The sequence below is a fragment of the Roseateles sp. P5_B10 genome, assembly GCF_056400485.1.
In genome coordinates this window covers 1-12,016 of record NZ_JBFULE010000104.1, presented here as the reverse complement: position 1 = coordinate 12,016, position 12,016 = coordinate 1, and the positions used below count along the sequence as shown (strand labels likewise).

15 protein-coding genes and 1 pseudogene are annotated in these 12,016 nt (G+C 68.1%); 10 read left to right on the top strand and 6 right to left on the bottom strand.

Going from position 1 to position 12,016, the window contains the following annotated elements:
* Positions 1 to 374 (bottom strand): TonB-dependent receptor plug domain-containing protein (locus AC1DU6_RS09690; protein WP_477856906.1); only part of this gene is annotated, 374 nt, incomplete at its 3' end.
* A 205-nt stretch (positions 375 to 579) separates the two neighbouring features.
* On the opposite strand from AC1DU6_RS09690, the gene bla reads away from it, so the two are divergent.
* Positions 580 to 1,440 carry a class A beta-lactamase gene (gene bla / locus AC1DU6_RS09685; RefSeq protein ID WP_056190979.1) on the top strand — a complete coding sequence of 287 codons (861 nt, stop codon included), beginning with the start codon at positions 580 to 582 and terminating at the stop codon, positions 1,438 to 1,440.
* A complete protein-coding gene (locus AC1DU6_RS09680) occupies positions 1,437 to 2,333 on the top strand; it encodes an AraC family transcriptional regulator (protein WP_477856904.1) in 897 nt (298 codons plus the stop codon). The genes bla and AC1DU6_RS09680 overlap by 4 nt, the downstream gene beginning before the upstream one ends.
* A 7-nt stretch (positions 2,334 to 2,340) precedes the next feature.
* Here AC1DU6_RS09680 and AC1DU6_RS09675 read toward each other — a convergent pair whose 3' ends face one another.
* Positions 2,341 to 3,486 carry a GGDEF domain-containing protein gene (locus tag AC1DU6_RS09675; RefSeq protein ID WP_457321563.1) on the bottom strand — a complete coding sequence of 382 codons (1,146 nt, stop codon included), beginning with the start codon at positions 3,484 to 3,486 and terminating at the stop codon, positions 2,341 to 2,343.
* Positions 3,487 to 3,631: 145 nt separating this feature from the next.
* Here AC1DU6_RS09675 and AC1DU6_RS09670 point away from each other — a divergent pair, with 145 nt between their 5' ends.
* From AC1DU6_RS09670 to AC1DU6_RS09635, 8 genes are all read left to right on the top strand, one after another.
* Positions 3,632 to 3,940: an NIPSNAP family protein gene (locus AC1DU6_RS09670; protein WP_457321561.1), complete on the top strand. Its 309-nt coding sequence runs from the start codon at positions 3,632 to 3,634 to the stop codon at positions 3,938 to 3,940.
* The gene (locus AC1DU6_RS09665) at positions 3,937 to 4,260 is read left to right on the top strand and encodes an antibiotic biosynthesis monooxygenase family protein (RefSeq protein WP_056190972.1); all 324 of its coding nucleotides are present in this window, start codon (positions 3,937 to 3,939) and stop codon (positions 4,258 to 4,260) included. Before AC1DU6_RS09670 ends, AC1DU6_RS09665 begins: the two co-directional genes overlap by 4 nt.
* A complete protein-coding gene (locus AC1DU6_RS09660) occupies positions 4,257 to 4,955 on the top strand; it encodes an ArsR/SmtB family transcription factor (protein ID WP_457321559.1) in 699 nt (232 codons plus the stop codon). Before AC1DU6_RS09665 ends, AC1DU6_RS09660 begins: the two co-directional genes overlap by 4 nt.
* Before the next feature lie 156 nt (positions 4,956 to 5,111).
* On the top strand, positions 5,112 to 6,374 hold the full coding sequence (locus AC1DU6_RS09655; RefSeq protein ID WP_477856902.1) for an ammonium transporter: 1,263 nt from the start codon (positions 5,112 to 5,114) through the stop codon (positions 6,372 to 6,374).
* On the top strand, positions 6,374 to 6,652 hold the full coding sequence (locus AC1DU6_RS09650; protein ID WP_056190967.1) for a hypothetical protein: 279 nt from the start codon (positions 6,374 to 6,376) through the stop codon (positions 6,650 to 6,652). Before AC1DU6_RS09655 ends, AC1DU6_RS09650 begins: the two co-directional genes overlap by 1 nt.
* A gap of 46 nt (positions 6,653 to 6,698) precedes the next feature.
* Entirely contained in the window at positions 6,699 to 7,106 is a 408-nt protein-coding gene (locus tag AC1DU6_RS09645; protein WP_056190966.1) for a hypothetical protein, read from the top strand.
* 1 nt (position 7,107) lies between these two features.
* On the top strand, positions 7,108 to 7,731 hold the full coding sequence (locus AC1DU6_RS09640; protein ID WP_457321556.1) for a LysE family translocator: 624 nt from the start codon (positions 7,108 to 7,110) through the stop codon (positions 7,729 to 7,731).
* 14 nt (positions 7,732 to 7,745) lie between these two features.
* Positions 7,746 to 8,126 carry a VOC family protein gene (locus AC1DU6_RS09635; RefSeq protein ID WP_477856901.1) on the top strand — a complete coding sequence of 127 codons (381 nt, stop codon included), beginning with the start codon at positions 7,746 to 7,748 and terminating at the stop codon, positions 8,124 to 8,126.
* On the opposite strand, the gene AC1DU6_RS09630 is transcribed toward AC1DU6_RS09635, so the two are convergent.
* From AC1DU6_RS09630 to AC1DU6_RS09615, 4 genes and pseudogenes are all read right to left on the bottom strand, one after another.
* Positions 8,123 to 8,464 carry a hypothetical protein gene (locus AC1DU6_RS09630; protein WP_457321552.1) on the bottom strand — a complete coding sequence of 114 codons (342 nt, stop codon included), beginning with the start codon at positions 8,462 to 8,464 and terminating at the stop codon, positions 8,123 to 8,125. The genes AC1DU6_RS09635 and AC1DU6_RS09630 overlap by 4 nt on opposite strands.
* Positions 8,465 to 8,489: 25 nt before the next feature.
* Complete coding sequence (locus AC1DU6_RS09625; RefSeq protein WP_394326309.1) at positions 8,490 to 10,034, bottom strand: SpoVR family protein; 1,545 nt, start codon at positions 10,032 to 10,034, stop codon at positions 8,490 to 8,492.
* A gap of 53 nt (positions 10,035 to 10,087) precedes the next feature.
* The gene (locus AC1DU6_RS09620; RefSeq protein ID WP_477856900.1) at positions 10,088 to 11,368 is read right to left on the bottom strand and encodes a YeaH/YhbH family protein; all 1,281 of its coding nucleotides are present in this window, start codon (positions 11,366 to 11,368) and stop codon (positions 10,088 to 10,090) included.
* Positions 11,369 to 11,387: 19 nt separating this feature from the next.
* Positions 11,388 to 12,016: pseudogene (locus AC1DU6_RS09615) on the bottom strand (PrkA family serine protein kinase); the annotation flags it as partial.

The window sequence follows — 12,016 nt, the reverse complement described above, 5'->3', positions numbered from 1 at the left end:
GGGAAGCCCTTCAGGATGGGGTTCTCCTGGATCACGTCGTCGACGATGACGCTGACCGGCTGCGAGGCGTTGAGGCGGAAGTCGGTGTTGCCGTAGCCGCGCAGGTAAAAGCGCGGGAAGGCGCGGCCGAAGCTGGACTCGATGTTCAGGCTGGGCACGCGGCCCGACAGGAAGCGCAGGTCCTGGCCGCCGGAGGCCAGCACGTCGAGCTTGTCGCCGCTGATCTTGGAGACGGCGTTGGGCACGTCCTTGATGTTTTCGGCACGCCGCTCGGCCGTGATGACGACGGTTTCGAGCTGGCTGCGGTCTTTGGCTGGGGCTTCTTGAGCCAGGGCGGGAAGGGCGGTGCTCAAGGCGAGGGCCAGGAGGCTCATGCGCGGTGCGTTCATCAAACAACGACTCCAGAAAAGGAAGCGGCCCCAACTGCAGGGCCGGCGGCGATTGTGCGGACCGCCGCAGGGGCTGGCAGCCGTCATGACTGCGTTGTTGCGCAAGTCTGACGGAGTAGTCAGTTTGCGGACGGGCCGTGCAGGTGCCCCCCGCACCGGGGCCGTGCGGGGGCGCACGAGAATGCGGCGCATGAAACGTCGTCCCCTCCTTGCTGGCCTGGCTCTGGCGCCTGTAGCCACCCGCAGCCTTGCCACCAATGCCGCTGACTTCGCCGCGCTGGAACGCCGCGTGCAGGGCCGAATCGGCTTCTTCGCCATCGACACCGGCAGCGGCCGCGTGATGGCTCACCGCGCTGACGAGCGATTCGCTACGGCGTCGACCTTCAAGATCCTGCTTGCCGCCCGCGTGGCCCAGGGTGTGGAGGCCGGGCGCTGGGGCTGGAATGACGCGGTGCCCCTGCGTGAGAGCGAGCGCGTGCCGCATTCGCCGGCCTTCGACCGCTTGCTGCCGCGTGGCCAGGCGACGCTGGCCGAGCTGGTTCAGGGCATCGTCGTCGAGAGCGACAACCCCTGCGCCAATGTGCTGCTGCGCCACTGCTGTGATTCGCCGGCCGGCCTGACGACCTGGCTGCGCCAGCAGGGCGACGCCGTCACGCGCCTGGATCGCTTCGAGACCGAGCTCAACGAGAACGCCCCGGGCGACCCGCGCGACACCAGCACGCCGCGCGCCTTTGCCAGGACGCTGCAGCATCTGCTGCTCGGCCCGGGCCTGAAGCGGGCCAACCAGGCGCGCTTGTGGGCCGACCTGCAGGCCTCGCGCACGGGCCTGAAGCGGCTGCGGGCCGGCGTGCCGGATGCGAGCTGGCGCGTCATCGACAAGACCGGCAGCGGCGCCCGTGGCGCGGTCAACGACGTGGCCCTGGTGTTTCCGCCGGGCGGCCGTTCGCCCTGGGTCGTTGTTGCCTTCCAGTCCGACTCCAAGGCCTCGAGCGACGAACTCTCCACCGTGCATGCGGACGCGATGCGCGGGCTGGTGAGGGCCTGGGCTTGAACAACGCGAGTCGGCGCCAGTACGAGGCCCGCATGCACCGCGTGCAGGCCCACATCGACCGCCATCTGGACGCGCCGCTGGACCTGGAAGCGCTGGCCGCCGTCGCCCACTTCTCGCCCTACCACTTCCACCGCCTCTTCCTGGCCTGGACGGGCCAGACCCTGGGCGACTACCTGGCGCGCCGTCGCCTGGAGAAGGCCGCTCAGCGGCTGCGYGGCCAGCCGGATTCGACCGTGCTGAGCATCGCGCTCAGCGTGGGCTATGGCTCGGCCGAGGCCTTCTCGCGGGCCTTCAAGCAGCGCTTCGGCCTGCCACCGGCGCAATGGCGCAATCTCGATCAGGCCGATAGCAATCTGGATCAAGCCGGCGCCGGGCCGGACGACGAGCATGGCTTCTCCCGCAACCGTGACGAAGGAGATCCCGTGAACGTCCGCCTCATCGACCGCCCGCCCGTGCGCATGGGCTATCTGCGCTACCAGGGCGCCTATGGCCCTGCCCTTGGCCGCTTCTGGGCCGAGACCTTCAACCCGTGGCTGGCCACGCAGAACCTCGGCCCCGTGTCGCGCTTCGGCATCAGCCACGACGACCCCAGCCTCGTGCCGCCCGAGCAATGCCGCTACGACGCCGGCGTGGCCGTGCCGGATGACTGGGCGCCCAACGGCGGCGCCCTCGTCACCGAGTTGCCCGGTGGCCGCTATGCGGCGCTGGACTTCGAAGGCACGGCCGCCGAGATCGGCGCCGCCTGGGCGGCCATGATGGGCCGGTGGCTGCCGAGCAGCGGCCTGCAGCTGGATGCGCGGCCCTGCTTCGAGCACTACGGGCCGCAGTCGAAATTCGACTTCAAGACCGGTGTGTTCGACTGCGAGCTGTGCATCCCTGTCGCGCCGCTGTAGCCGGCGCTCACACCAGCGGTGCGAACTCGCTGACCGTGCGGGCGCGCCCGGTCTGCTTGGCCTGGTAGAGGGCGCGGTCGGCGCGGTCGATGGCCAGGTGCAGGTCCTCGCCGGGCGCGCATTCCGCCACGCCGGCGGAGAAGGTGACGTGCAGGCCCGGCACGATGCTGTCAAAGGAGGCCGCCTCCAGCGCGTCGCGCAGGCGCTCGACCAGGGCTGCGGCCGTGTCGGCGCTGGCCTGCGGCGTGACGACGAGGAACTCCTCGCCACCCCAGCGCCCGGCGAAATCGCTGGTGCGCAGCGTGGCGTGCAGGGTGGCCGCGAAATGACGCAGCACCGCATCGCCCACGCCGTGGCCGTGGCGGTCGTTGACGGCCTTGAAGTGGTCGATGTCGATCAGCACCAGGCTCATCACATGGCCATGCTGGCGCTGGTTCAGCTGCTCGGCGGCGAGGCGCTCGCTCAAATGGCGGCGGTTGCTGATCTGGGTCAGCTCGTCGTGGTGGGCCAGGTACTGGATGCGCCCCAGCGCAGCGCGCAGTTCGGCGGTGCGCGCGCTGAGCTTGGCGCGCAGCCGCGCCATGTTGACCGACAGCACCGACACCGCCGTCATCAGGATGGCCGCGAAGCTGAAGTGCAGGGACTCGACCGCCGCGGGAAAGTTGGCCGGGTCCGTCGTGGCGCCATAGCCCATCGCGACGGCCAGCGACGCCAGCCCGAACAGATAGAGCCCGAAGGCCTGGCGCTGCGACAGCACGAACATGCCCCAAACGAGGTTGAGCAGCATGATGGCGATGATGGCGCCGCGCAGCGGCGGGTCGATGGCATAGCCCCAGGCTGTGATCAGCGCGCCGAAGACCGATTGCGGCAGCGTCAGCGACCGGTCGCGTGCCAGATGACGGCTCAGGCCCGTGCGAACCAGCACGTAAAAGCCCGCGATGCCGGCGAGGCCGACGCCGCTGATCCAGGCTCCGGGGCCGGCCTCCATCAGACCGAGGTTGACCTGCACGGCCACGTTCAGCGCGAACAGGCCGTAGACCGTCAGCGCCAGCAGTGTCAGCTTCACCGCGCCGCGGCCCTGGCCTTTCGGGCCCAGCAGCCAATCCGCCCAGCTCGCGGGAGCAGGTGCAGGGCGGGGCGAGAGTTTGGGCACGGTGGATGGGGCTGGGATGCCGGGCGAGGATAGCGGCCGCCGCGCTGGCGCGGCGGCGGGACACAGTTCGTTGCACGGCGAAGCGTCGCGGGGGTGAAGCCGCCCACACTGCCTTCATCCCTTCAACTTTGTGTGAGCACACTCCATGCCCATCACCTGCTTCATCCGCTACGAGCTCGACCCCTTCCAGCGCGAGGCCTTCCGCGAGTACGCGCAGGCCTGGGGCCGCATCATTCCGCGCCTGGGCGGCCGGCTGCTGGGCTACTGGCTGCCGCACGAGGGCACGAACTACGAGGCCTGGGGCCTGGTCGGTTTCGACTCGCTGGCCGACTACGAGGCCTACCGCGTCCGCCTCAAGGCCGACCCCGAGGCGCGGGCCAATTTCGAGTTCGCGCAGAAGCAGCGCTTCATCCTGCGCGAGGAGCGCACTTTCTGTGAGGATGTGCAGCCATGATCGCCGTCATCTTTGAAGTCCAGCCCACCGACGAGGGCCGCCAAGCCTACCTCGACCATGCCGCCGCGCTGAAGCCACTGCTGGAGCGCATGGACGGCTTCATCTCGGTGGAGCGCTTCCAGAGCCTGACGCAACCGGACAAGCTCTTGTCTCTGTCCTTCTGGCGCGACGAGGAGGCGGTGCGCGGCTGGCGTGAGGTGGAGCGGCATCGCGAGGCCCAGGCGGCCGGGCGCGGCGGGCTGTTCAAGGACTACCGGCTGCGGGTGGCGCATGTGGTGCGCGATTACGGCCTGAACGAGCGCGAACAGGTCCCTCGATGAACGCCGAACCCCGCCTTGCGCGCATTGCCGCGGCCATCGCCGACCCGACGCGAGCACGGACGTTGGCCCGCCTGCTCGATGGCCGCCTGCACACGGCCGGCGAGCTGGCCACGCATGCCGGCGTGGGCGCGGCGACGATGTCGGCCCACCTGAAGCTGCTCGTCGACGAGGGCCTGGCCCGCGTGCGGCCGCAGGGGCGACATCGCTATTTCGGCCTGGCCGATGGCGACGTGGCGCATGCACTGGAGGCGCTGCTGCGCTTGGCGGATCGCCGCGATGGCATCGACGAGCCGGCGGCCGACTTGAAGCGCTGGCAGCGGCCGGAGATGCGCGGCCTGCGGCATGCGCGCAGTTGCTATGGCCACCTGGCCGGCGAGCTGGGCGTGCGGCTGCATGACGTCCTTTGCTCGCGCGGCTGGGTGGAGCGGGCGGGCAGTGCAGAACGGTTGACGGACACGGCGCGCGCGACGCTGCAGGCGCAAGGACTGGAATTGGCGACCGTGGCTGCGGGCCGGGCGCTCTATCCGTGCGTGGACTGGTCCGAGCGACGCGAGCATTTCGCGGGCGCCGAGGCCGTGGCTTTGCTGGAGGCATTGCTGGCGCGCGGCTGGCTGCGCCGCCGCGACACGTCGCGCGAACTGGTCTTGACGCCCACCGGCCAACGCGAATTCGTCGACGGGCTGTTGGCCGGTTGAGCCACGTGGCCGGCGCCGCGGGCGCGTTGGCGTAGAGCTTGCTATTCATGCGGCGCTACCACCCGCCGCATCCCTATGCCCATTCATCCTTGCTTTCCCGCCGCGCGGTTCACCCCCTGGGGCCGATCGGCCGCGTCACTGACGGGCTTGCTTGCGATGCCCGCACTGGCCGCCGAGCAGGTGCCGGCCGCCCAGATCAACGCCGGCGACACCGCCTGGCTGCTCAGCGCCACCGCATTGGTCCTGCTGATGACGCTGCCCGGCCTGGCGCTGTTCTATGCCGGCATGGTGCGCAAGAAGAACATCCTGGCCGTCATGGCCCAGACGCTGGCCTGCGCCGCGCTGGTGACGCTGCTGTGGTTCGTCTGTGGCTACAGCCTGGCGTTCGAGCCGGGGCCGGCCGGGCTGGAGCGCCGGATCGGCGGCCTGGGTGGCGCCGGGCTGGGCAATGTGCTGCATGACAAGGCGACCGGCCTGGTCAGCGTGCATCCGCTGATGCCCAGCGTGCCGGCGGCGGTGTTCGCGCTGTTCCAGCTCAGCTTCGCCGTCATCACGCCCTGCCTGGTCATCGGCGCGGTCGCCGAGCGCATGCGCTTCGCCAGCCTGTTGGCCTTCCTCGGGTTGTGGTCGCTGTTCGTCTACGTGCCGGTGGCGCACTGGGTTTGGGCGCCGCAGGGCTGGCTGGCCCAGTTGGGTGCGCTGGATTTCGCCGGAGGCACGGTGGTGCACATCAATGCCGGCGTCGCGGGTCTGGTGGCCGCGTGGATGCTCGGCCCGCGCGCGGGCTTCGGCCGTGCTGCACTCACGCCGGCCAACCTGGCCTACACGATGACCGGCGCCGGCCTGCTGTGGGTGGGCTGGATGGGCTTCAACGGCGGCTCGGCCGGCGCGGCGGATGGACGGGCCGGCATCGCAATGCTCAACACGCAGCTCGGCGCCGCAGCGGCCGCACTGTCCTGGATGGCGGCCGAGTGGGCGACGCGGCGCACGCCGACGCTGCTGGGCCTGTGCAGCGGCGCCGTGGCGGGGCTGGTGGCCATCACACCCGCCTGCGGCTTCGTCACGCCAGCTTCAGCGGTGCTCATCGGCCTGGTGGCGGGCGCGGCCTGTTACTGGGGCGCCACCGGGCTCAAACGCTGGCTGCGTGCCGACGACTCGCTGGACGTGTTCGGCGTGCACGGCGTGGGCGGCATCGTCGGCGCGCTGCTGACCGGTCTGTTGGCCGATCCGCGCGTGGGTGGCGTGGCCGGGTCGCTGGGCACGCAGGCCGTGGCGGTCCTGGCCACGGTGGCTTTCAGCGCGGTCATGACGGCGGGCATCCTGCTGCTGGTCTATCTGCTGCTGGGCGGGCTGCGCGTGGATGCGGCGCGCGAGCAGCAGGGGCTGGATCTCAGCCAGCACGGCGAGCAGGTGGCGTGATGGCCAGCGACAGCGAGAAGCTGGCCGTGGCCGCCCACCTGCATGTGCTGATGCGCCGCAAGATGGGTCGCGTGACGGACGTCGAATGGTTGGTGCGCAACGCCGACTACGCACGGGAGATCATCCGCCTGGCCTGCCAGCAGGCCGAGCATCCGGAGGTGGCGGATTGGGGCGCGCGGCTGCAAGCCATGCTCTTCCCGAAACCGCCGCCGGCGGCACCAACGCCTGTAAGTGCGCGTGCAGTGGCGGCGGCCCGCTACATCGGTGGCCTGCGCTGACGCGTCTTCTCCGCGTGGCCCGGCATGGCGTTGTACAACGCATGCCATGCACATCACCCGCATCGCGCCGCTCGTCGCGGCCTACTTCGCAGCCAGCCTCGCCCACTTCAGTCACAACGCTCAGTACATCGCCTTCTATCCTGGCATGCCGGCATGGCTGACCCCGGGGACGGTCTGGTTGTGCTGGTTTGCGGTTTGCGCCGTTGGCCTGTTGGCATGGGTGCTGACGCGCCTGGGTCTGCCCACGCTTGGCCTGCTGGCCCTTGGCGTTTATGGCGCCCTGGGCCTGGATGGCCTGCTGCACTATCGTCTGGGGCTGTGCTCGCAGCACACGCTGATGGCCAATCTGACGATCTGGGCCGAGGCGACGACGGGGCTGATGCTGTTGCTGGTGTCGGCCGTGCTGTTCGCGAGACGGCTGTCGTTGGTGAACACTCAAACACGTCAGGGCTGAAATGATCGAACTCCCTACCCTGCTGGCCTTCACGCTGCTCAACATGAGCTTTGCCCTCATTCCGGGGCCGGACGTCATCTGCATCCTTTCCAACTCGGTCTCGCGCGGCACGGCCGCAGGAGCCAAGGTGTGCCTGGGCATTGCCTGCGCTGCGCTGGTTCACGTCGCGGCCGCCACCTTGGGACTCACCGCCTTCCTGGCCGCCGTTCCCACGGCATTTCTGGTGGTCAAGGCGGTCGGTGCGGCCTACCTGGTGTGGCTGGGCTGGCAGATGCTGCGCCACCCCACCGAGGTGGCTGCCGGCCCCGTGAACAGCCGTTGGTCTTCGCCGTTTGCCCAGGGCGCTTTGTCCAACCTGTTCAATCCCAAAGTGGCCATCTTCTTCCTGGCCATCCTGCCGCAGTTCATCGACCCCGCCCTGGGCCATCCCGGCTGGCAGGCGGCCCTGCTGGGCATGGTGTCCATCGTCTCGGGCACAGTGGTCAACCTGTGTACCGCCGCGCTGGGCGGCAGGGCCAGGCATTGGCTGCTGGCCAAGCCGCGCTTCTTCCAGCGCTTCCAGCAGCTCGCGGGCGCTGCGCTGGTGGGGCTGGGCATCAAGGTCGCCCTGGAGCGCGCTCGCTGATACGGGGAGACCGCATGCCCACACTCGACCACCTGATCCTCAAGGTCAACGACCTGGACGCCAGCGTGYGCTTCTACGTCGACGTGATGGGCTTCACCGATGCCGGCCGCGACGGTCCCTTCACTGTCATCAAGGCTGGGCCGGACTGCCAGCTGCAGCTCGCCCCCTGGGGCACGCCGGGCTTCGAGCACTACGCCTTTGCAGTGACCCGCGCCGAGTTCGAGACCATCTTCGAGCGCATCAAGGCGGCGGGCCTGGGCTATGGGCCGACCTTTGATTCCGTGGGTACGAACACGGGGCCGGGCAGCGAGGTGGGTGCTCGTGGGCCGGGGCCGACGCTCTATTTCAACGACCCCAACAAGCACCTGATCGAGATCAGGACCTACGAAGGTTAGCGCTTGCTTTTCGGCGGCACGAGGGGCGCGCCGCGCTGGCCGGTGGTGAGATCCCACTGGTAGACCTCGCGCGTTGCCCTGTCGACGGCGTAATGGCCCAGCAGATGGCTGGCGTCCTTGGGCTCCTTGGGGCCGTCGAAGCGCAGCGTGAAGACGAAGTCGGCGTCGGTGGGATGGCGCTTGCAGCGGTAGTCGCCGCGCTTGTTGGGGCCGGCCAGATGCAGGGCGCGGGCGGTGCCGATCAGCTTGAGGCAGGCCTGGCGTTCGCTCAGGCCAGCAGCATGGGCGGGCCAGGCCGCGGTGGAGACAAGGGCAGCAGACAGGAGCAGCCGGAACATGCCGGCGAGTATCAGCCCTCAGCCCTCAGCCCACCTGAGCCGGCACGCTCCAGCGCTTGGTCACGTCGCCGCGCGTGTTGACGCTTTCCAGCTGCACGCCAAAGCCCCAGAGGCGGCCGACATGCTTGAGCACCTCCTGGGCGCTGTCGTGCAGCGGGCGGTTCAGGTGCTGCACGTGGCGCAGAGTCAGTGAGCGGTCGCCGCGCAGGTTGACGTTCCAGACCTGGATGTTGGGCTCGCGGGTGGACAGGTCGTACTGGCGCGCCAGCGCCTGGCGCACATGGCGGTAGCCGCCTTCGTCGTGGATGGCGGAGATCTCGTACTCGCTCTTGGCCTCGTCGTCGATGATGGAGAAGAGGCGGAAGTCGCGCATGATCTTCGGGCTCAGGTACTGGCCGATGAAGCTCTCGTCCTTGAAGTTGCGCATCGCGTGGTCGAGCGTGGGCAGCCAGTCACTGCCGGCGATGTCGGGGAACCAGTCGCGGTCTTCATCCGTCGGGTTCTCGCAGATGCGCTTGATGTCGGTGTACATCGCGAAGCCCAACGCATACGGGTTGAGGTTGGCGTTGGGATGCTGGTAGACGACGTTGGTGTGGGACTTGAGCCACTCGATCATCATGCCGTCGCTCAAGTAGCCGTCGTCGTACATCTGGTTGAGCAGGCGGTGGTGCCAGAAGGTGGCCCAGCCTTCGTTCATGACCTGCGTCTGGCGCTGCGGGTAGAAGTACTGCGCGATCTTGCGCACGATGCGCACGACCTCGCGCTGCCAGGGGTCCAGCAGCGGCGCGTTCTTCTCGATGAAGTACAGCAGGTTCTCCTGCGGCTCGTCGGGGAAGCGGCGGCTCTCGGCGGCTTCGTCGGGGCGGTCGGCCTTCTTGGGCAGGGTGCGCCACAGGTCGTTGATCTGCGACTGCGCGTGCTGCTCGCGGTCCTTCAGCCGCGCGCGCTCTTCGGCCAGCGACAGCTTGGCCGGGCGGCGGTAGCGGTCCACGCCGTGGTTCATCAGCGCGTGGCAGGAGTCGAGCAGGGTTTCGACGGCATCGACGCCGTAGCGCTCCTCGCAGTCGGCGACGTAGTTCTTGGCGTAGACGAGGTAGTCGATGATGGACGAGGCGTCCGTCCACATGCGGAACAGGTAGTTCCCCTTGAAGAAGCTGTTGTGGCCGTAGCAGGCGTGGGCGATGACCAGGGCCTGCATGGCCAGCGTGTTCTCCTCCATCAGGTAGGCGATGCAGGGGTCGGAGTTGATGACGATCTCGTAGGCCAGGCCCATCTGGCCGCGCTTGTAGTTGCGCTCGGTGCTGATGAACTCCTTGCCGTAGCTCCAGTGCCGGTAGTTGACCGGCATGCCGACGGAGGCATAGGCGTCCATCATCTGCTCGGCGGTGATGACCTCGAGCTGGTTGGCATAGGTGTCCAGGCCGAAGCGCTCGGCGGTGTTCTTGATGACGGTGTGGTACTCGTCGATGAGATCGAAGCTCCAGTCATTGGGCGAGGGCAGGGGCTGGCTGGGTCTGCGCAACAGCGGCTTCATGCGCCGCAGCGGCAGGTGCTGGCGGCGGTCGGGCATGCCGGCCGGCGGGTTGGCCGGGCGCTCGTGGTGACGGCGGTCCTCTTTACTGCTCATGTGGAGGCCCCTTCCTTCTTGAACAGCTCACGGAAGACGGGGTAGATCTGCGAGGCCTCGACGGCCTTGCGCATGGCGAAGTGGCGGGCGTCCTCGCTGAGCTTCTGGTATTCCTCCCACAGGTTCTGTTCGGGTTCGGCTACCTGCACATAGGCGAAGTAGCGGCACAGCGGCAGGATCTTGTCGGCCAGCAGCTCGCGGCAGCGGCCGCTGTCGTGGTGCCAGTTGTCGCCGTCGCTGGCCTGGGCGCCGTAGATATTCCACTCGGTCGGCGAGTAGCGCTCCTTGATGATCTGCTCCATCAGCACCAGGGCGCTGGAGACCACGGTGCCGCCGGTCTCTGTCGCGTGGAAGAAGTTCTGCTCGTCGACTTCCTGCGCCTGCGTGTGGTGGCGTATGAAGACGACGTCGATCTTTTMGTAATGCCGCGTCAGGAAGAGATAGAGCAGGATGAAGAAGCGCTTGGCCAGGTCCTTGCGGCCTTCGTCCATGGAGCCGGACACGTCCATCAGGCAGAACATGACGGCGCGCGTCGTCGGCACCGGGATGCGCACGCGGGCACGGAAGCGCAGGTCGATGGGGTCGAGGAAGGGGATGGCCTTGAGGCGCTCGCGCAGATGCTGGATGCGCTCACGGGTTTCGAGCAGCAGTCGCGGCGTTTCGGGGCGGTCTTCCTTCAGCAGCTCCTGCTCGCGGGCTTCGAGCTCGTGCAGCTCGCGGCGCTTGTCCATGCCCAGCGCGATGCGCCGGCCCAGGGCGCCGCGCATCGAGCGCACGACGTGCAGATTGGTGGGCGTGCCGTCAGACACGAAGCCGGCGCGCTGGCTGCGCCACTCGGGCGTGTCGGCCAGCGTCGTGCGGGCGAGATTGGGCAGGGCCAGGTCCTCGAAGAAGACCTGCATGAACTCTTCCTTGCTGAGGTGAAAGACGAAGTCGTCCTCACCCTCGCCAGTGTCGCTGGCCTCGCCGCCTCCGCCGCCACCGCCCTGCCCACCCTTGGGCTTGGCAATGCGGTCGCCCTTCACATACTCCTGGTTGCCCGGCCGCACAACCTCGCGCACGCCGCCGTCGCCATGGCCGAAGACGGGCTCGCTCAGGTCCTTCTTGGGGATGTGCACATCCTCGCCGCGCTCCATGTCGCGGATGCCACGGCCATCGACCGCGCGTTTCACCGCCTCGCGGATCTGCTCCTTATGGCGACGCAAGAAGCGCTCGCGGTTGCCGATCGACTTGTTCTTGCCGGAGAGGCGCCGGTCGATGATCTGTTGAAGCGACATCAGCAGTGGCCGGTTGCGTTCAGGAACTCTTGCGCACCCTCAAGTACCACTCGCACAACAGCCGCACCTGCTTGGCCGTGTAGCCCTTGTCCACCATGCGCTGCACGAAGTTCTCGTGCTTCTTGGCGTCCTCGGCGCTGGCCTTGGCGTTGAAGCTGATGACAGGCAGCAACTCCTCGGTGTTGGAGAACATCTTCTTCTCGATGACGGTGCGCAGCTTCTCGTAGCTGGTCCACAGCGGGTTCTTGCCCGCGTTGTTGGCGCGCGCACGCAGCACGAAGTTGACGATCTCGTTGCGGAAGTCCTTGGGGTTGGAGATGCCGGCCGGCTTCTCGATCTTCTCGAGCTCGGCGTTCAGCGACGCGCGGTCGAACACTTCTCCGGTGTCGGTGTCGCGGTACTCCTGGTCCTGGATCCAGTAGTCGGCATAGGTCACGTAGCGGTCGAAGATGTTTTGGCCGTACTCGCTGTAGCTCTCCAGATAGGCGGTCTGGATTTCCTTGCCGATGAACTCGGCATAGCGCGGCGACAGCTGTTCCTTGATGTAGCTGACGTATTTCTCTTCCAGCTCCTTGGGGAACTGCTCGCGCTCGATCTGCTGCTCCAGCACATACATCAGGTGCACCGGGTTGGCCGCCACCTCGGCCG

Excerpts from the sequence above, each read along its gene's own strand:
- AC1DU6_RS09645 (WP_056190966.1), top strand. The coding sequence starts at position 6,699 with ATGCACATCACCCGCATCGCGCCGCTCGTCGCGGCCTACTTCGCAGCC.
- AC1DU6_RS09670 (WP_457321561.1), top strand. The coding sequence starts at position 3,632 with ATGCCCATCACCTGCTTCATCCGCTACGAGCTCGACCCCTTCCAGCGC.
- AC1DU6_RS09640 (WP_457321556.1), top strand. The coding sequence starts at position 7,108 with ATGATCGAACTCCCTACCCTGCTGGCCTTCACGCTGCTCAACATGAGC.
- AC1DU6_RS09650 (WP_056190967.1), top strand. The coding sequence starts at position 6,374 with ATGGCCAGCGACAGCGAGAAGCTGGCCGTGGCCGCCCACCTGCATGTG.
- AC1DU6_RS09630 (WP_457321552.1), bottom strand. The coding sequence starts at position 8,464 with ATGTTCCGGCTGCTCCTGTCTGCTGCCCTTGTCTCCACCGCGGCCTGG.
- AC1DU6_RS09625 (WP_394326309.1), bottom strand. The coding sequence starts at position 10,034 with ATGCCCGACCGCCGCCAGCACCTGCCGCTGCGGCGCATGAAGCCGCTG.
- AC1DU6_RS09660 (WP_457321559.1), top strand. The coding sequence starts at position 4,257 with ATGAACGCCGAACCCCGCCTTGCGCGCATTGCCGCGGCCATCGCCGAC.
- AC1DU6_RS09665 (WP_056190972.1), top strand. The coding sequence starts at position 3,937 with ATGATCGCCGTCATCTTTGAAGTCCAGCCCACCGACGAGGGCCGCCAA.
- bla (WP_056190979.1), top strand. The coding sequence starts at position 580 with ATGAAACGTCGTCCCCTCCTTGCTGGCCTGGCTCTGGCGCCTGTAGCC.
- AC1DU6_RS09655 (WP_477856902.1), top strand. The coding sequence starts at position 5,112 with ATGCCCGCACTGGCCGCCGAGCAGGTGCCGGCCGCCCAGATCAACGCC.